The sequence below is a fragment of the Acidovorax sp. Leaf73 genome, from assembly GCF_916855635.1.
Lineage (GTDB): Bacteria > Pseudomonadota > Gammaproteobacteria > Burkholderiales > Burkholderiaceae_C > Acidovorax > Acidovorax facilis.
Genome location: NZ_CAKASI010000005.1, coordinates 630785 through 648916, shown reverse-complemented (window position 1 = coordinate 648916; position 18132 = coordinate 630785). Strand labels below are relative to the sequence as shown.

Genomic DNA, 18132 nt, shown 5'->3' with positions numbered 1-18132 from the left:
AAAAAAAGGAGGACCTACCGAAGCATCCACCCTATAGTTATCCACAGTTGGCTTCAAATGGAACCAGCTCTAGCCCCTGGTCAATGTTCGACTGGCACTGCTGATCACGTTTGCACTGGCACTAACACAATAACAACTGAATGTCCCAAAAAAGGCAGGATTCTGATGAGCATAGAGCTGGTTATTGCGATTGGTGGGTGGGCATTCAGTGTGGTTACGGCGGTGATCGCATACAAGGCAAGCACGCGTGTTCATAGTGAAACCACACGGGACAGTGACAAGGACATTTTCGTCGCCTCGGTCACCAACGAGCGCGCAAAGTGGCGCGAGGATCTCCGAAAGAACGTTGCCGAGTACTTGAAGCAGTGCGTCAGCCCCACTCCTGACATGCCTGAGCTGATTCGACTGAAAACCGACATCATTTTGAGACTTAACCCACGAGCCAGAGACTCCAGCATGGCGGAGAAGCACAAGTTCGATCTGCAAATCATGCAAGCCGTGAATGCGCTGTTCAATCAGGTGGCTCAGGCGCCGATCTCGCTGGCGAACCCGACGTTGGCTGAGCTGGAAAAGGCGACTCAGGAACTGCTGAAGCAAGAGTGGCAGAAGTCAAAGGATGAGGCTGCTACTGGCCGCGAGCGCAGCAGGACTCGCTCCAACACCAGCGCCAACCAAGTCTGAGCCTGAAGTGCGTCAGGTTGAAGGCGGCAGCACGACGAGCCTTTTACCCTCGCACATTGCGCACTCCGTTGGCTTGCTAACGTTTTGCTCGACGGCCAACGCCAACGTTTGCGATCCATGCTGACGGAAAGCGCTGAGTGAAGCCTCTAACGTGGCCCAGACCCGCAGCCAAGAGCCTGCTGGTTCGCGCGTGGTGACCTACAAGTCCAACGCCGACCGCGCTGCAGTGCGTGCCCAGGCTGCCGAAGCCGTGCGTACCGGCCAGATCCCCCACGGCGAATTCAGCGCCATGTAATTCGTAGACCAACTGCTTGAGTTGGATTGAAGCAGTTGCGGGACTTCCCATGGTGGTGGCACTTTGCATTTGCGGGTGCTGTTGCCATGGGGAGTGTTAACTGAACCGCAGGGGCGGGCAGGCAGAAAGGGCTCCCTTCGGGAGCCCTTTCTGTTTGTGGGCCCTATCTCTGCAAGCAGCTGTAAAACCCTGCGGGATCCGAGCATTCGGGCCAGGAGTGAGAGATGAACGGTGCTCCAATCGGGCTCCGTCAAATTCGACTCGAATGCTACTTCTGTGAATCGCTTGTTCTCTTGGCCAGGTCGCGTACGCCTGGCAGCGGTGCTGGCCCTGTCTCTCGTCAGCGTTGCTCTCCCGAATCTTTCCTGGGCGCGGTCTCCGCAGTTCGACAGTGCGGCCCTGCTCACTCCCGAGCCCACTTCGTTTGCGCAGTGTCCGCAGTTCTTTGCGAATGGCACACCACCCGCCATCACGCCCCGGCCGCAGTTGCGGGAGCTTTGCTATGAAGCTTTTGCGGTGCTGCACTCCGGAACCACCAAGACACCGGTGTTCGTAGCCCAGCGCCTGAACCGCAGGCTCATCGAGGATGCCGATGAGAAGCGGGCCAAACGGTTCTTTGCGGATGCGCGACTCCCAAGTGGCGAACGGGCGGAGCTGGAGGACTACAAGAACTCAGGCTACAGCCGGGGGCATATGGCGCCTGCGGGAGACATGCCGACGCCAACGGCCATGGCGCAGAGCTTCAGCTTGGCGAACATGGTTCCCCAAAACGCTCAGCACAACGGTGGCGCCTGGAACAAGATCGAGCAGGACACGCGGCACTACGTGAAGCGGGCCAAGGGGGATGTGTTTGTGATCACGGGGCCGGTGTTCACGGATGCAGGACCACGCATCGGGGCCAATGGGGTGAAGGTGCCGACCTATCTGTACAAGCTGGTGTACGACGCAACCACCCAGAGGGCCTGGGCGCACTGGCAGGAGAACCGTGATGGGGAGACGGTGGGGCGGCCGATCAGCTACCAAGAGTTGGTGAAGAGAACAGGAGTGGAATTTTTGCCAAGAATCGCACTGCAGCATTGAGTGGCCTCGGTCTTCGACGCGAAGCAAGATCTGGCTGCCGGCGAAGAAGTCACCACGAAGCCTATAGTCGAAAAATGGGCACCTGCACGAGCAAGCAAGTCGGCAACATTTTCGGCGCCGATGCCTAAGGACTCGTGAATTGCGCCTTACAGGCTTGCAGCAACAGCTAACAAGGTATGCAGCGAAGCCACTGTGGGCATTCGCACAAGCAGATCGGACTACCAGATTGCGAACGCTTCCCCAGCAGACCCTGCCTTGACCTCCGTCGTGCCACGTCCCTCACTCGTCCGCTGCGAGATGTGTGCCACGACGGTCCTGGCAGCGGAGCGGTCACTTGGATCGCGAAATACAGAGAGTATTAGCCGCACCCATAGCTTCGCTAAAACTGAATGGCAGCAGTCAGCCCAAACAGCCTCACCAGACCATCCAAGAACGCTCTCCTCTTGGCCCAGGGACAAGTGGTGCTGCTCAAAAATCGGTGGAGCTTTCACGGATGGCCCGGCCATACAGTTTTTTGACCCTAAGCATGCACGGAAAGATCACCTGGCAATGCGTCAAATTCTGGCAACGATCTGGCAACGACGTAACAACAAAAAAGCCTTGCTACATTTTCTGCAGCAAGGCTTTCACTGTTCACAAGGTGTTGGTGGTAGGACGTACAAGATTCGAACTTGTGACCAACGGATTAAAAGTCCGCTGCTCTACCAACTGAGCTAACGTCCCAACCGGTTGCAATCAATCATGACTGACTGCTGCAAAGCCTTGGATTATAGCGTCGTTTTTTCAGTGATTTTGGAAGTTGCGGCAAGTTTGTCCAATACCCACCCTGCAGCGCACTGACCAAAGGTCGCCGTCACTGCAACGACCGAACCGTATCCATGGCAGTTCAGAGAACCATCGCCATCCACATTGCAGGACGCATCGGGAGGCACCACGGCTTCTCTGCTGAAGACGCAGGTCACTCCGATTTTTTTGCCATCACGGGCCGCCCGATGGTGCTTGCGCAAGCGATAGCGCAGTTGCGCCAGCAGAGGATCGTGGGTCGTCAAAGCAAGATCATCCACATCCACTTTGTGCGCATGGCGCTTACCGCCAGCCGCCCCGACCGTGATATGCAGAGCCTTCTGGGCTTGAGCCCAGGCCGCGATGGTCGTTTTGGCCTGCACCTGATCACACGCATCAATCACCGCATCAACGGACTGAGGAAGCAAACCAAGCCAATTGTCTGCATCCACGAATTCCTCCACGCAGTGGACGCTGCATTGAGGGTGTATTTGCGCAATCCGATCGCGCATTGCAAGAACCTTGGCCTGGCCGACGGTATCGGTAAGCGCATGGATTTGGCGATTGATGTTCGACTCAGACACGTGGTCGAGGTCAATCAATGTGATCTGCCCTACCCCACTGCGTGCCAAGGCTTCAGCAGCCCAAGAGCCCACCCCCCCGACACCCACCACCACCACATGCGCCCGGCGGATACGCCGAGCGCCTTGTACGCCGTACAGCCGTTCCAGTCCGCCAAAGCGACGCTCCAGCGCTGCATCTTCAACATTCCCTGCCGGGGCTTGCAAAGGCGCTTCGCCGACCATTACTTCAATCGGGAAAGGCGCTCTTTGGCCGCCACAGCCGCCTCGGACTGCGGGTAGGCGCGCACAAGGTCTTCCAGGGTCTTGCGGGCAGTTCGCGTGTCTTTGAGTTCAATCTGGCAGTTGGCAATGGACAAAGCCGCCTCTGGCGCCCGCGCATGAGCCGGGGCATCAGACAGCATCAGCTTGAAATTACCAATGGCTTCCTTATAGTCCCGGGTAGCGTATTGGGCATTCCCAAGCCAGAAACGCGCAGACGGTACAAAGCCGCTGCGCGGATACTGCCGCACAAAGGCTGCAAATGCTGCCCCAGCTTCTGGGAACTTGCCTGAACGAAACACAGCCAGTGCGGCTTCAAAGTCCTTTTTCTCAGCAGGATCTGCCTGGAACTCCTGGCCGTCCAAGGTCACCTTCACAGGTTCAAACTGACGCAGGCGCTCGTCTACCCCCTGGGCGATGTCTTTCTGGCGCCGTTGCAGGTCGGCAGCATCGCGCAACAGCTGTTCGTTCTGGCCGCGAAGTGTGGACTGCTCCGTGCGCAGCGTGTCAATCTGACCTTGCAGATCCAGCAGACTGCGCCGCAGCTGGGCGTTCTCTTCACTGAGCCTGCGCACTTCCTCTGCGGACCGTTGCTGAGACAGTTGCATGCCATCCACGCGCTGCCGCATTTCGAGAATGGCGCGGCGGGCTTCGCCATCCTCAAAAATTGCGGCATAGCCCGTGGGCAGCAAGGCCACGGACAGCATCACTGCCGCCAGCGCCTTGAGCGGGTAGGACAAAGAAATCGTGCGCATCAACGATAGGACAGTTCAGCCCGGCGATTTTGGGCGTGCGCGTCTTCAGAATTGCCTTGGGCTGCTGGTTTTTCCTTGCCAAAGCTCACAGCTTCCATCTGGCTGTCCTGCACGCCGAGCAGAGCCAGCGAACGGCGCACTGCCTCGGCGCGCTTCTGGCCGAGCGCCAGGTTGTACTCACGACCACCTCGGTCGTCCGTGTGGCCTTCAATCATCAGCTTGCGATTGGTGCCGGCCTTGATGAAACGAGAGTGCGCCTCGATCAGCGACTGAAATTCGGGCTTGATCACGTAGCTGTCGTAATCAAAATAAACGATACGGCTCACGCCCACTGGGCCTGCAGCATCGCGGCCCGACTGGCCGAGGTCCACACCAGCAACACCGCTCTGCGCGGTATTGCCAGAGTTGGCGCCAGTATTACCACCCATGGTAGACGTGGCGTTCTTGTCTTCGACCGGCACATCGTCCAGCTTCACGCCAGAGCTGCATCCGGCAACGAGGGCGACAACGGTAAGGGCAAGGGTAAAACGTTTGATCATCCAAAATTCTCCTGAAAACTTGATACTTGAAAGTGCTGATAAGTTCATTGCTTTTGAAACGGGCCCCAATCGGGCTCACGGATATCGCCCGCCTGCCCCGCGAGCCGGGCCTTGATCTTGCCGTCCAGCGTGGTGGTCATGAGCGCTTCACGCCCTTGCTGCTGGGTGGCATAAACGATAAGGCGGCTATTGGGGGCAAAGCTGGGGTTCTCATCTGCCGTTGTGTCGGTGACCGCATTCACAGTGCCCGAGGACAGGTCCATCACGTGCAGTTTGAAGGCCCCACCGACACGGGAGATGTAGGCCAGCCAGCGGCCATCGGGGCTGACGCTGGGGGAGATGTTGTAGCTGCCGGTAAACGTCACACGTTCCGCGTTGCCGCCAGTTGTGGAGACCTTGTAGATCTGCGGCGCGCCGCCACGGTCGCTGACAAAGTAAATGCTGCGGCCGTCACCGGAGAACATGGGCTCCGTGTCGATGCCAGCGCTTTGCATGAGGCGGCGCGGCTCGCCACCGTTGGCGTCGATGGTGTAGAGCTGAGATCCCCCGTCACGGCTGAGCGTCACGGCGAGGGATCGACCATCCGGAGCCCAGGCAGGGGCACTGTTGGACCCCCGGAAATTGGCAATCAGACGCCTGCGGCCGGAGGCCACATCATGCACATAGACCACCGGCTTGCGCGATTCAAACGACACATAGGCCAGTTGCCCCCCGTTGGGCGACCATGCAGGGGAAATGATGGGCTCCGGGCTCGACAGTGCCGATTGGGCATTCTCTCCGTCAGCGTCTGCCACCCACAGGCTGTACCGGGAGCCTGTCTTGGTGACATAGGCGATACGCGTGGAGAAAATGCCGCGCTCGCCCGTCAGCTTTTCATAGATGAAATCCGCAATGCGGTGCGACACCAGGCGCAGATCGCCTTGGGTGACCACAAAGCTTTGGCCACCAAGGTCCTGCCCCTTCACCACATCCCAAAGGCGAAAGCGCACATCGAAACGCCCATCTGCCAGGCGCGTCACACTGCCAGTAGCCAGGGAGTCCGCACTCTTCTGGCGCCACAGTGCGACATCCGGGCGCGCGGTTTCGTCCAGCACCGCGCCGGAGGCGTCTACCGCGCGGAACTGTCCGCTGCGCTCCAGGTCGGCCTGGACGATGGCCGATATTTTCTGGGGAGACTGCGCCTCGCCCCGGAACGGCGCAATTGCGATGGGCAACTGGGTCAAACCAACACCCGTGACCTCAACGCGAAATTGCGCGAGGGCGGGGAGTGCGGGGGTCGAGATCAGCGCAGCCAGCATGTGGCGGCGCAAGGGATGCGGCAAGGCCGCAGGGGATGGGTGTGTTGGGATTCGATCTGTGGTCATTGGCATCCAGCGGTGGCCGAACAAATGCCGAAAGGCAAACCCGAATGTTACACACAGCGGGGAAACCCCTGTGACAAAACGTGCGACCTCCAAACCTATTCGCACCGATTTCTTGCAGTCCACAACCTGCTGCGCAGAAATATCTCACCGGCACCTTGACCGCCCACAACCGTAGAATCCGGGCCACATGCAAGCCACAGATACGGGCGCCGCGCCTCCCAACACTCCCTCCCCGCCCGCTGCAAGCCTGGCCACACGCCTGCGCCGACTGTCTGTCTACTTTGGCAACCAGCGAATGGCCTGGAGCCTTGCCGTTGTTGCCACCCTCGTCGGCGCGATCACCGAGCCGCTGATTCCCGCATTGCTGCAGCCCCTGCTGGACCGGGGCTTCACGCAAGGCACCCTCCAACTGTGGATGGTGCCACTGGCCATCCTGGGCGTGTTTTTTGTGCGGGGCGTTGCCCAGTTCGTCGGCCAGTACGCGCTGGCACGCATTGCCAACGAAGGCATGCTGACGCTGCGCCAGTCGCTGTTTGACAGGGTGCTGGCTGCCGAGATGGGCCTGTTCTCGCGTCAGTCGGCCAGCACGCTGTCCAACACCGTGGTGTACGAGGTGCAAACCGGCGCAACCCTGCTCGTACAGGCACTGCTAGGGGTGTCGCGCGACGGATTCACACTGGTGGCGCTGCTGGTGTACCTGCTGTACCTCAACTGGCAGCTCACGCTGATCGTCGCCGTGGTCGTGCCGGGCGTGGCGTGGATCATGAAGACCTTGTCCCGGCGCCTTTACCACCTTACCAAAAGCAGCCAGCAGGCCACCGACGAACTCGCCTATGTGGTGGAAGAAAACGTGCTGGCCCACCGCATGGTCCGGCTGCATGGCGCGCAGCCTGGCCAGGCCGGGCGCTTCGCCGCCTTGAGCCAGAGCCTGCGACGCCTGGCGATCAAGTCCACCATCGCCTCCGCCGCCATGACGCCGCTGACGCAGCTACTCGCCGCTGCTGCGCTCTCCGTAGTGATCTGCATTGCCCTGTGGCAGAGCCGTGGCACCGTGGACGCCAAGGATGTCACCGTCGGCGGCTTTGTGTCATTCATCACGGCCATGCTGATGCTTATTGCGCCCATACGCCGCCTTGCCGATGTCGCCAGCCCGATCACGCGGGGTGTTGCCGCCCTGGAGCGGGGGCTGGCACTGCTGGGAGACACCGGAGCCGAAGCGGGCGGCCAGTTCCGCAAGGACCGCGCCCAGGGGGCGCTGGAACTCAAGCAGGTCACGGTGTCATTTGGCCCTGATCACGCCCCTGCACTGGACCACATCAGCTTGCGCGTGGAGCCTGGCGAAATCGTCGCCCTGGTCGGCCCCTCCGGGGCAGGCAAGACCACGCTGGTCAACCTGTTGCCACGGTTTGTGACGCCCGCTTCGGGTGAAATCCTGGTCGACGGGAACCCGTTGCCAGAGTGGGACCTCGGATCGCTGCGCTCCCAATTCGCCATGGTGAGCCAGGACGTGGTGATGTTCAACGACACCATTGCGGCCAACGTGGCACTGGGACACGCGGTGGATGAAGCACGCGTGCAGGCGTGCCTGGCGGCCGCCAACCTGGCCGAACACGTGGCAGCACTCCCCCAGGGCATGCACACGGTGGTGGGTCACAACGCCACGCAGTTGTCGGGGGGGCAGCGCCAGCGGCTGGCGATTGCGCGGGCGCTGTACAAGGACGCCCCCATCCTGATCCTGGACGAAGCCACCTCGGCGCTGGACACCGAATCCGAACGGCTGGTACAGGACGCCCTGCAGCGCCTGATGCAGGGACGTACCACCTTGGTCATTGCGCACCGCCTGTCCACCATCGAGCATGCCAACCGGGTCATCGTCATGGAGCGTGGGCGCATTGCCGAACAAGGCACACACGCTGAGCTGATGGCGATGGGCGGACTGTACGCACGCCTGCAGGCCCGGCCTGCCTCGGGCGAAACCGCCGCATTGCACTGAACACGCTATTGCGTGCTATTGCGCGCCAATCGGCGCGCGACAACGGCCGATCCCAGCGCTACATCTACCACCGGCCCCGGTTGGGCTGGCGCTTGCGGATGGCTGCGGCGATTTTGTCGGCGGATTCGGTACGACTCACCCGCAAGGCAAAGTCGGCGGCCGTGAGCCCCAGCTGGTTCTTGAGCGTGGGGTCCGCGCCCTCATCCAGCAGCAGCTGAACGGCCTCGTTGGAACCGTATTGCGCCGCCATCATGAGGGGCGTGGTGCCGTTGGGTGATGTGGCATCGATGTAAGCGTGGTTTTCCAGCAGCAATGCGATGATGGCTACATGCTGGCGCGAACCTGCAGAGGCCGCATAGTGCAAGGGCGCCCAGCCTGTCTTGTTCACATCCGCATCGCGTGCCAGCAGCGCCTTTACGGCTTCCAGATTGCCCTTGAGGGCCGCCATCATCAAGGGACTTTCGTCCTGCGCATTGCGGGCCTCCACGTTCACCTGGCTGGATGCCAGCAAGGCTGCAAACGCTTTGGACGACCCATTCTGTAAAGCGATGGTCAGGCCCACCTGCCCTTTCGGGTCGCGCGTATTGGGATCAAAACCCCTGCGCAACAGCGCGGCAATGGCAGCATCGTCATCACGCAGGATGGCGACAAAAAAATCCTCATAGGCTCCGGCCCAGATGCCGGGGGCGGCAAGCCCCAGCGCCAGGGTGGCCAGCGCATTGCGGCGATGGCAAATCATGCGGTCACTCCCTTGAACAGAATGTCGAAGTTGCGGCTGGTGGCGTCGGCCACATCCTCCAACGTCAGCCCCTTGGTCTCGGCCACCTGCCGGGCCACATAGGGCACATACGAGGGATTGTTGGTCTTGCCGCGATACGGCACGGGCGCCAGATAGGGGCTGTCGGTTTCGATCAGCGTGCGGTCCAGCGGCACAAAGGCCGCCACGTCGCGCAGCTCCTGGGCGCTCTTGAAGGTCACGATGCCCGAGAAAGAAATGTAGTAGCCCAGATCCAGCGCCGCACGCGCCACCTGCATCGACTCGGTAAAGCAGTGGAAGACACCGCCTGCACGGTTTCCGGGGCCGTCCTCGCCCTCTTCGCGCAGGATGGCGAGGGTGTCGTCCGATGCGCTGCGCGTGTGGATGACCAGAGGTTTCTCACAAACCCGGGCCGCACGGATATGGTTGCGAAAACGGTCGCGCTGCCACTCCAGATCAGCGATGCTGCGCCCGCCCTTGCGGTCTTCCATGCCGTAGTAGTCGAGCCCCGTTTCGCCAATGGCCACTACGCGCGGCAGGGCAGCACGGTCCAGCAGGTCCTGCACCGATGGCTCGGCAATGCCTTCGTTGTCGGGGTGCACCCCCACCGTGCTCCAGAAGTTGTCGTGCGCCATGGCCAGGGCATGTACCCCGTTGAATTCTTCCAGCGTGGTGCAGATGCAAAGAGCCCGGGTGACCTGTGCCTCGGCCATGGCCTGGCGGATGGCGGGCAGCTGGCTCACCAGTTCCGGAAAATTGAGATGGCAGTGCGAATCAGTGAACATGCGGTTTCAAATTAGTCGTTTCTGGGGCGCAACGCGGGCCGTCAAAGGCGGCGCAGCGCTCTGGAGCAAAGATACGCCATCCGCTCCCTCGTCGTGGGCGCCCATAAAAAATGCCGACCAGCCTGCGCAGGTCGGCACGGTGGCGGCGCCAAACTCAGATGGTCTGGGTGGGCCGGTCTGACCCCAGGGATGTGCCCAGCAGCTCCTCGATCTTGGCCTTCAGCTGGCGCGACTTTTCGTCCTTGGGAAACTGGATGCCCACGCCCTGGGTGCGGTTGCCCGCAGCCCGTGCTGGCGTGACCCATGCCACGCGCCCCGCCACCGGATAGCGCTGCGTGTCGTCCGGCAGCGTGAGCAGCACATAGACATCATCGCCCAGCTTGTAGTCCCGCTGGGTGGGGACAAAAATGCCCCCTTCGGCAAAAAAGGGAATGTAGGCCGCGTACAGGGCCCCCTTTTCCTTGATGGCCAGCTGCATGACGCTGGGGCGGGGGGCGGTGGATGGACTGCTCATGGATGGATGGGTGCGGCTCAGTGCTTGGAGTGTAGGGTGTTTCGCGCCTGGGCGACAAGCGCCTCCAGCATGAGGCCAGCATTGAAAGGATGGTCCGCCGTGCGTGCAGCCTTGGCCAGTGCGCGCGACCAGCGGGTCAGAGCACCTAACGGCGGCACCGTCTTGGGCAGGTCTGCGGGTGCAAAGTAGCGCGGCGCGCCGCCTACGCTGGCCGCCAGCAGGTCATGGCAGAGTTTTTGCAGTGCGTCGATCACCTGCGCGGGCGACCAGTCTCCCAAGGCAGTCGCATCGCCCTTGGCCACCGCCTGCGGCAAGGCCGACCAGGCTTGTGGACTTCGGCCCGAGCGCGCCAGTGCCAACGCATCGTCGGGCCGCCCGCCTGCGGCCCGCAAAAACGACACAGCGGCATCCGCAGCGATGCCCTGCCCTTGCAGCCACTGCAGCATCTGGTCCTGTGCGGGCCAGACCATGGTGTGACCCAGGCAGCGGCTGCGAATGGTGGGCAGCAATTGGTGCGCCGCCTCGCTAGCGAGTACAAAGCGCACGTCACCCGGCGGCTCCTCCAGGGTCTTGAGCAAGGCATTGGCCGTGATGTGGTTCATCTGCTCGGCCGGGTACACCAGCACCGCCTTGCCTTTGCCGCGCGCCGAGGTGCGCTGCGAGAACTCCACCGCATCGCGCATGGCTTCCACGCGGATCTCGCGGCTGGGCTTGCGCTTCTTGTCGTCGATGTCCGCCTGGGCCTTTTCCGACAAGGGCCAGCCCAGCGCCATCATCTGCACCTCGGGCATCAGCACACACAGATCGGCGTGGGTGCGCACGTCGATGGCGTGGCAACTGCTGCATTGGCCGCACGCGCCCTGCTCTGTGGGCGCATCGCACAGCCAGGCCCGCACCAGCTCCAACCCCAAGGCGTACTGGCCCAGGCCCGATGGCCCCTGCAACAACCACGCGTGGCCGCGCTGGGCCAGCAGGCTGGTGCGCTGCGCGGCAATCCACGGCGCCAATGCCACTGTGGCCTCGCTCATTGCGGCCCCCCCTGGGACGCCACCATGATCGCCAGCCACCCCTTGCGCACAAACACGCTGGTGAGCTGCTGCCACACGCGGTGGCGGTCTTGGGCCGCGTCCAGGCGTGCAAAGCGCTGCGGCGCTGCAGCGGCGCGGTCGGCATAGCCCTGCGCCACGCGGCGGAAGAACTCGACGGGCTGGGCCTCGAAGCGGTCGGGCACACGCGCACCGGCCAGGCGTTCGGCCGCCACCTCGGGCGCCAGGTCAAACCACACCGTCAAATCGGGTTCACGCATCAAATCTGCCTCTGGCGCAAGTCCAGTCTGCGCAAGACGCTCCAATACTGATAGCACACCAAGATCAAAACCGCGCCCCGCGCCCTGGTAGGCAAAGGTGGCATCGGTGAAGCGGTCGCACAGCACCACGTCGCCCCGCGCCAGGGCGGGCTCGATCACATTGCGCAGGTGATCCCGGCGGGCCGCAAAGATCAGTAGGGACTCGGTGAGCGCATCCATCGGGTCGTTGAGGACCATCTCGCGCAGTTTTTCGGCCAGCGGCGTGCCGCCTGGCTCGCGGCTGACGGTGACAGCACGGCCCTGTGCCCGAAAGGCAGTGGCCAACCCCTCGATGTGCGAGGACTTGCCCGCACCGTCGATGCCTTCAAAGGTGATGAACAGACCGGGTCGTGACATGAAAACCTTGGTGGAAGAATCTACTGCTGGCCGCGTTGGTAGCGGTTGACGGCACGGTTGTGCTCCTCCAGCGACGTGCTGAAGTGGCTGGCGCCATCGCCCTTGGCCACAAAGTACAGGGCGCGCGTGGCGTCCGGCTGCACGGCGGCCAGCAGCGACGCCTTGCCGGGCATGGCAATGGGAGTGGGCGGCAGGCCTGCGCGGGTGTAGGTGTTCCAGGGCGTGTCCGTCTGCAAGTCGCGGCGGCGCAGGTTGCCATCAAACTTCTCGCCCAGGCCGTAGATCACCGTGGGGTCGGTCTGCAGCAGCATGCCCACGCGCAGCCGGTTGGCAAACACGCCCGCAATCTGGCCCCGGTCGCTGGCCTTGCCCGTTTCCTTCTCCACAATGCTGGCCAGAATCAGGGCCTCTTCGGCGGACTTGAGGGGCGTGTCCGCCGAGCGCTGCGCCCAGGCGGCTTCGAGGCGGCGGTCCATGGCATGCATCGCCCGGCGCAACACAGCGATGTCGCTGGAGCCTTTGGCGTAGGTGTAGGTGTCCGGAAAGAAGCGCCCCTCGGGTGGCACACCGGGGCGGCCCAGTTGGGCCATCAGCGCTTCGTCGGTCAGCGTGGCAACGTCGCGCTTGAGCTGATCTTCCTTGGCCAGCGCCTGGCGCACCTGGCGCCAGTTCCAGCCTTCGACCAGGGTGATGGCGCGCAGGCTCTCTTCGCCGCGCACCAGCTTTTGCAGCAGGCTGCGGGGCGTGGTGCCAGGGGGGATTTCATAGTTGCCGGCCTTGATGGCACGGTCCTGCCCCGAGAAGCGGAACCAGGCGTAGAGCATGCGGGCATCCACGCGCGCGCCAGCAGCCACCACATCGCGGGCGACGCCCCGGGGTGTGGTGCCGGGCTCGATGGCCAGCTCCAGAGGCTCGCTGCCGGTCACCAGCGGCTGGTGCAGCCACCAAAAAGCCGCACCACCGGATGCGATCAAAACCAACGCGATCAAAGCCAGTAAACGTCGCACAACCCTGCCGTCTGTGTGTATGAAACAGGGCATCATAATTCAGCGATGACTTACCCCCTGAACGGCATTGCCCCCCTGTCCCACCTGGGCGTGATTCGCGTGGAAGGCGAAGACGCCGCCAAGTTTCTGCACGGCCAGCTCACCCAGGATTTCGCCCTGCTCGGCATGGACCAGGCCCGCCTCGCAGCCTTTTTGTCGGCCAAGGGCCGCATGCAGACCAGCTTCATCGGCTTCAAGCGCAGCGCTACCGAGGTGCTGCTGGTGTGCAGCCGCGACCTGCTGCCCCCCATGCTCAAGCGCCTGTCGATGTTTGTATTGCGCGCAAAGGCCAAGCTGACCGACGCCACCAACGACTTTGCCCTGTACGGTCTGGCGGGAGACACCGTGCCCGACGGCAGCCAGCCCGCCTGGACCAAGGCCGATATCGGCACCGCTTCGGTGGTCCACCTGTACCCCGCCGATGGCCAGCCCCGGGCCCTGTGGGTGGCCCCGGCCGTTGACCCAGCCCCCGCAGGCCCCGCGCTGGATGCCGCACTGTGGCTCTGGAGCGAGGTGAAGAGCGGCGTGGCAACCCTGACCACGCCCGTGGTCGAGGCCTTTGTGCCCCAGATGCTGAACTATGAATCCGTGGGTGGCGTGAACTTCAAGAAGGGCTGCTACCCCGGCCAGGAAGTGGTGGCGCGCAGCCAGTTCCGGGGCACGCTCAAGCGCCGGGCCTACATCGCCCATGCGGCAGCCGAAGTGGCAGTGGGAGCCGAAGTGTTCAACACGGCAGACCTGGAACAGCCCTGCGGCACCGTGGTGCAGGTGGCTTCTGCGCCGAACGGCGGATTCGACACCATCGTGTCGCTGCAAATCAGCGCCGCGCAGGAAGGCAGCCTGCAGGTGGGTGCCACGGACGGCGTAGCGTTGGCCCTGCTGCCGCTGCCCTACGCGCTGCTCGAAGATATTTGAATAAAAATGGGCTCCAGCGCCTATCCATCATGCGCAAGCAGCTCATTTATTAATAGCAAAATCAACTACAACCGCTGCGCCATCGCAATGTGCGCGATGCCAGCCTCTTCGTAAGGCTCACCTACCACGGAGAAACCGGCGCGGCGGTAAAACCCCTCAGCGCTGCGCTGGGCGTGCAATTGCACCTCCGTGTCGCCCCGGGCGCTGGCGGCGGCGACCAGCGCATCCAGCAACTGCCGCCCCCACTGCGCACCACGCACCGAGCGGTCCACGGCCATGCGGCCGATGCGGCCCACACCCGGTGACTGCTGCAGCAAGCGGCCTGCAGCAATGGGCATTCCCAGTCGGTTGTAGAGCACGGCATGGCGGGCCGAGATGTCGTGCACATCGGCTTCGATTTCGGCGGGAATGCCCTGCTCGTGCACAAACACCTCCGTGCGCACACGGCCTGCATCGCGGCCCAGGGTGTTCCAGTCGCCCGTGCGCACCTCGGCCATGTCGGCACCGGCCTCAAAGCCCTCGAAGATGGCACGCAGCGCGGGTGGCACCGGGCGCGAGGTCTGCGTGGCCGGGTCGGCAAACACATAGACCAGTTCGGCCGAGATCAGCAACCGGTCGCCACAGAAAATGCCCGCCGTGAACAGGCACGACGAGTTGCCGATGCGCGTGCAGCGCAGGCCCACATCCAGCGTGTCATCGAGCCGCGCAGAGGCGTGGTATTCCACAGTGGCCTTCTTCACATACATCTCACCGCCCAGCACATGCATGCTCGCCTCGTAGGGCAGGCCCAGCGCGCGCCAGTAGTCGCTCATGGCCGTGTCGATGTACATGAGGTAGTGCGCGTTGAACACGATCTTTTGCATGTCCACCTCGGCCCAGCGCACGCGCAGGCGGTGGAAACAGCGGAATTCGTTGCGTTGCATGTTGTCTTCACTCCATTCCAAAGGCCAATCGCAGCGCACGGGCTGCGTCAGCATGGGCCTTGCGCGCCTCGGGGATGGCGCGGCCCATTTTGATGAATTCGTGGGTCACGCCCCGGTAGATGTCCAGGTCCACTTGCACGCCTGCCAGGCGCAGCTTGTCGGCGTAGGCTATGCCTTCGTCCACCAGCGGGTCACACTCGGCCAGACCGATCCAGGCGGGGGCCACACCATCGACATCCGGGGCATGCAGCGGGGCAAAGCGCCAGTCTTCGCGCTCGGCGCGGCTTTGCACGTAGTTGCCGAAGAACCAGCTGATAGCAGGCTCTTCCAGCACCAGGCCGCGCGCGAAGGTGGTGTGCGAAGGCGTGTCCTGGTGCGCTGCACAGCCGGGGTAGATCAGCAGTTGCAGCGCCAGCGGCAGGCCCGCATCCCGCGCCAGGATTGCGTTGACGGCGGCCAGCGTACCGCCTGCACTGTCGCCGCCCACGGCCAGCCGCTGGGTGTCGGCCCCCAGGCGCTCAGCGTTGGCAGCCAGCCACTGCAGCGCATCCCACGCATCGTTGCTGGCCGTGGGAAAGCGGTGCTCCGGGGCCAACCGGTAGTCCAGCGACACCACCATGCAGCGGCCCAAGCGTGCCAGTTCGCGGCACAGGATGTCGTGCGTGGCAACGCTGCCGATGGTGAAGCCCCCGCCATGCGTGTACAGCAGCATGGGCAGGCCCGCGTCGGTGCTCGGCGCATACAGCCGTGCGGGCAGCATGGCGCCGTCGCGGGCCGGGATCTGCAGGTCCTCCACCCGCGCCAGCGCGGCCTTGGGCACCTCCAGCACATCCGCGCCCCCCTGGTAAGCGATGCGTGCCTCCTGCGGCGTGCGCGTGTGCAGCGGTGGGTGCCCCGCGCGGGCCATGCGTTCGAGAACGCTGCGCATCTGGGGGGTGAGACGGGTGTGGTGGATGTGCAGGTCGGTCAACGGGTGGGGTCTCGGCAAGAAAAGAAAACGGCCCGCAAGGCGGCGGGCCGCTCATCGGTGGTTTACTTGAAGGTCACGCGCACCGGTGCGGCGCCGGGCAGGCCATCGTAGGTGGCCGTCACCGACAAACCGGCCTTGGGTGGCAGCAGGGGCGAGAACGAGCCCAGGCTGATCAGATCGCCCGGCTGCATGGCCAGGCCTTCTTGCGCCAACGCGCCCGCCAGCCACACCACGGCATTGAGCGGATGCTCCAGGATGTCGCTGCCCTTGCCACCGCCCAGGCGCGCGCCCGCACCATCGGTCAGCGACACGTTCATGTCGGCCAGCGCCTTCAGCATGGCAAAACGCTCGCCGCGATAGGCTGGCACAGCAATGGGCGTACCCGCCACGCCCAGGCGCGCGCCCACGTTGATGGCCGTCACGCCTGCGCCATTGAGCTTGTGCGGCGCCTGCACCATCAGGTCGGGCAATTCCATGAACGGGATGATCTGGTCCACGGCATCCAGCACGTCCATGGGGGTCTTGGCCTGGTTGATGGCGGCGCTTTTCACGCGCACCAGCATGTCGGCCTCGTACAGTGGGCGGGCACCGAAGGCCGCATCCACCGTGGCGCCGCTGGGCAGCACCATGCCTTCGTAGAGCTTGCCCCACACGGGTTTGTCGGTGTTGAAGCGCTTTTGCACAGCGGGGTTGGTCAGGCCCGCCTTGTAGCCAATCACCTTGCCCATGCGCTGTGCCAGCAAGGCGTTGACCTTGCCGCGTGTGCAGGCGCCGTCGGCGTCAGTGAGGTTCTCGGGGTTGGCGGCGGGGGTTTTGGCGACATAGTTGGCCACCAGGTCGGCGGCCTGCGCATCGGTCAGGCACTGGGCCTGGGCGCTTGTCACAGATGCGACGGCTACCAGGGCCGCCATCAGGGTTTGCTTCGTTTTCACGCGTGTCTCCTCCTTATAAAGTGAGCTCAGAACTCGTTTCAAGGGCTGGCGAGCTATCGTAATCGCTGGCACTCCCATTCACACATCCTGTTGCACCATGGCTTTCATCTACTACGTCACCCAGATCCAGTTTGAATTCGGCGCCGTCAAGCTGCTGAAACAAGAGTGCGAGCGTGTGGGCATTACACGTCCGCTGATCGTGACAGACCCTGGCGTGAAGGCCGCAGGCGTGCTGCAAAAGGCGCTGGACGCGCTGCCTGGCATGACCGTGGCGGTGTTTGACCAGACGCCGTCGAACCCCACCGAAGCCGCCGTGCGCGCCGCCGTGGCAATGTACAAGGCCCAGGGCTGCGATGGCCTGATCGCCGTGGGCGGTGGCTCGGCCATCGACTGCGCCAAGGGCATTGCGATTGCCGCCACGCACGAAGGTCCCCTCACCCACTACGCCACCATCGAAGGCGGCTCACCCCGCATCACCGAGCGCGCCGCACCGCTGATCGCCGTGCCCACCACCAGCGGCACGGGCAGCGAGGTGGCGCGAGGCGCCATCATCATCGTGGATGACCACCGCAAGCTGGGCTTTCACTCGTGGCACCTGGTGCCCAAGACGGCCATCTGCGACCCCGAACTCACGCTGGGCCTGCCCCCCACGCTCACGGCCGCCACGGGCATGGACGCGATTGCGCACTGCATGGAAACCTTCATGTCCGCCGCGTTCAACCCGCCCGCTGACGGCATCGCGCTGGATGGCCTCACACGCGGCTGGGCGAACATCGAACAGGCCACCAAAAACGGCAGCGACCGCGACGCGCGCCTGCACATGATGAGCGCCAGCATGCAGGGCGCCATGGCCTTCCAGAAGGGCCTGGGCGCGGTGCACTCGCTCAGCCACAGCCTGGGCGGCGTGAACCCGCGCCTGCACCACGGCACGCTCAATGCCATGTTCCTGCCCGCCGTGATCCGCTTTAACGCTACGGCCGAATCGGTGCAAAAGGAAAAGCGCCTGGAACGCATGGCACACGCCATGGGCCTGGCCAGCGCGGGCGACATCCCCGAGGCCATCCGCGACATGAACGCCCGCCTTGGCCTGCCCACGGGCTTGGCGGCCATGGGAGTGACCGAAGCCCTGTTCGACGACATCATCAAGGGCGCCATGGCCGACCACTGCCACAAGACCAACCCGCGCATTGCCACGCCCGAGGAATACCGCGACATGCTGGCGCAGTCGCTGTAAGGGCCTGCCCAAAGCGTATTGG

At 63.4% G+C, this 18132-nt stretch carries 18 protein-coding genes, 1 tRNA gene and 1 pseudogene; 6 read left to right on the top strand and 14 right to left on the bottom strand.

Annotation, left to right across the window (positions count from 1 at the left end; genetic code table 11):
• Positions 1–165: 165 nt before the first annotated feature.
• The 3 genes and pseudogenes from LPA35_RS19715 (at position 166) to LPA35_RS19705 (ending at position 2056) form a co-directional block, all read left to right on the top strand.
• Positions 166–681, top strand: coding sequence for a hypothetical protein (locus LPA35_RS19715; protein WP_228898408.1), 516 nt, complete (start codon positions 166–168; stop codon positions 679–681).
• 136 nt (positions 682–817) lie between these two features.
• A pseudogene (locus tag LPA35_RS19710) lies at positions 818–976 on the top strand (DUF4148 domain-containing protein); the annotation flags it as partial.
• Between the two features lie 276 nt (positions 977–1252).
• Positions 1253–2056, top strand: a complete 804-nt coding sequence (locus LPA35_RS19705) for a DNA/RNA non-specific endonuclease (protein WP_228898406.1) — start codon at positions 1253–1255, stop codon at positions 2054–2056.
• 647 nt (positions 2057–2703) lie between these two features.
• Here LPA35_RS19705 and LPA35_RS19700 read toward each other — a convergent pair.
• From LPA35_RS19700 to tolB, 5 genes are all read right to left on the bottom strand, one after another.
• A tRNA-Lys gene (locus LPA35_RS19700) sits at positions 2704–2779 on the bottom strand.
• Positions 2780–2823: 44 nt separating this feature from the next.
• Positions 2824–3645, bottom strand: a complete 822-nt coding sequence (locus LPA35_RS19695) for a ThiF family adenylyltransferase (protein ID WP_228898404.1) — start codon at positions 3643–3645, stop codon at positions 2824–2826.
• On the bottom strand, positions 3645–4436 hold the full coding sequence (gene ybgF, locus LPA35_RS19690) for a tol-pal system protein YbgF (RefSeq protein ID WP_228898402.1): 792 nt from the start codon (positions 4434–4436) through the stop codon (positions 3645–3647). Before ybgF ends, LPA35_RS19695 begins: the two co-directional genes overlap by 1 nt.
• On the bottom strand, positions 4436–4975 hold the full coding sequence (pal, locus tag LPA35_RS19685) for a peptidoglycan-associated lipoprotein Pal (protein ID WP_055393955.1): 540 nt from the start codon (positions 4973–4975) through the stop codon (positions 4436–4438). Before pal ends, ybgF begins: the two co-directional genes overlap by 1 nt.
• 44 nt (positions 4976–5019) lie before the next feature.
• Entirely contained in the window at positions 5020–6339 is a 1320-nt protein-coding gene (tolB, locus tag LPA35_RS19680) for a Tol-Pal system beta propeller repeat protein TolB (protein ID WP_218299858.1), read from the bottom strand.
• 187 nt (positions 6340–6526) lie between these two features.
• Here tolB and msbA point away from each other — a divergent pair, with 187 nt between their 5' ends.
• A complete protein-coding gene (gene msbA, locus LPA35_RS19675; RefSeq protein WP_218299859.1) occupies positions 6527–8332 on the top strand; it encodes a lipid A export permease/ATP-binding protein MsbA in 1806 nt (601 codons plus the stop codon).
• A 64-nt stretch (positions 8333–8396) separates the two neighbouring features.
• On the opposite strand, the gene LPA35_RS19670 is transcribed toward msbA, so the two are convergent.
• The 6 genes from LPA35_RS19670 to mltG all read right to left on the bottom strand — a co-directional run bounded on the left by LPA35_RS19670 (position 8397) and on the right by mltG (position 13097).
• Positions 8397–9071, bottom strand: a complete 675-nt coding sequence (locus LPA35_RS19670) for an ankyrin repeat domain-containing protein (RefSeq protein ID WP_055393961.1) — start codon at positions 9069–9071, stop codon at positions 8397–8399.
• Complete coding sequence (locus LPA35_RS19665) at positions 9068–9874, bottom strand: TatD family hydrolase (protein ID WP_228898401.1); 807 nt, start codon at positions 9872–9874, stop codon at positions 9068–9070. The genes LPA35_RS19670 and LPA35_RS19665 overlap by 4 nt, the downstream gene beginning before the upstream one ends.
• Before the next feature lie 154 nt (positions 9875–10028).
• Positions 10029–10388, bottom strand: coding sequence for a PilZ domain-containing protein (locus LPA35_RS19660; RefSeq protein ID WP_010465538.1), 360 nt, complete (start codon positions 10386–10388; stop codon positions 10029–10031).
• Between the two features lie 17 nt (positions 10389–10405).
• A complete protein-coding gene (locus LPA35_RS19655) occupies positions 10406–11416 on the bottom strand; it encodes a DNA polymerase III subunit delta' (RefSeq protein ID WP_228898400.1) in 1011 nt (336 codons plus the stop codon).
• Positions 11413–12090: a dTMP kinase gene (gene tmk / locus LPA35_RS19650; RefSeq protein ID WP_218299861.1), complete on the bottom strand. Its 678-nt coding sequence runs from the start codon at positions 12088–12090 to the stop codon at positions 11413–11415. Before tmk ends, LPA35_RS19655 begins: the two co-directional genes overlap by 4 nt.
• A 20-nt stretch (positions 12091–12110) precedes the next feature.
• Positions 12111–13097 carry an endolytic transglycosylase MltG gene (mltG, locus tag LPA35_RS19645; protein ID WP_370641471.1) on the bottom strand — a complete coding sequence of 329 codons (987 nt, stop codon included), beginning with the start codon at positions 13095–13097 and terminating at the stop codon, positions 12111–12113.
• A 45-nt stretch (positions 13098–13142) separates the two neighbouring features.
• Here mltG and LPA35_RS19640 point away from each other — a divergent pair, with 45 nt between their 5' ends.
• Positions 13143–14051, top strand: coding sequence for a folate-binding protein YgfZ (locus LPA35_RS19640; RefSeq protein WP_228898398.1), 909 nt, complete (start codon positions 13143–13145; stop codon positions 14049–14051).
• Between the two features lie 65 nt (positions 14052–14116).
• Here the strand turns inward: LPA35_RS19640 and LPA35_RS19635 are convergent, their stop codons facing one another.
• The 3 genes from LPA35_RS19635 to LPA35_RS19625 all read right to left on the bottom strand — a co-directional run bounded on the left by LPA35_RS19635 (position 14117) and on the right by LPA35_RS19625 (position 16876).
• Positions 14117–14974 (bottom strand): YbgC/FadM family acyl-CoA thioesterase, encoded by an 858-nt coding sequence (locus LPA35_RS19635; RefSeq protein ID WP_228898397.1) that lies wholly within the window; start codon positions 14972–14974, stop codon positions 14117–14119.
• 7 nt (positions 14975–14981) lie between these two features.
• A complete protein-coding gene (locus LPA35_RS19630; protein ID WP_228898450.1) occupies positions 14982–15902 on the bottom strand; it encodes an alpha/beta hydrolase in 921 nt (306 codons plus the stop codon).
• A 104-nt stretch (positions 15903–16006) separates the two neighbouring features.
• On the bottom strand, positions 16007–16876 hold the full coding sequence (locus LPA35_RS19625; protein WP_228898396.1) for a 2-keto-4-pentenoate hydratase: 870 nt from the start codon (positions 16874–16876) through the stop codon (positions 16007–16009).
• Positions 16877–16973: 97 nt separating this feature from the next.
• Between LPA35_RS19625 and LPA35_RS19620 the strand changes: the two genes are divergently transcribed.
• A complete protein-coding gene (locus LPA35_RS19620) occupies positions 16974–18110 on the top strand; it encodes an iron-containing alcohol dehydrogenase (RefSeq protein WP_228898388.1) in 1137 nt (378 codons plus the stop codon).
• Positions 18111–18132: the final 22 nt, after the last annotated feature.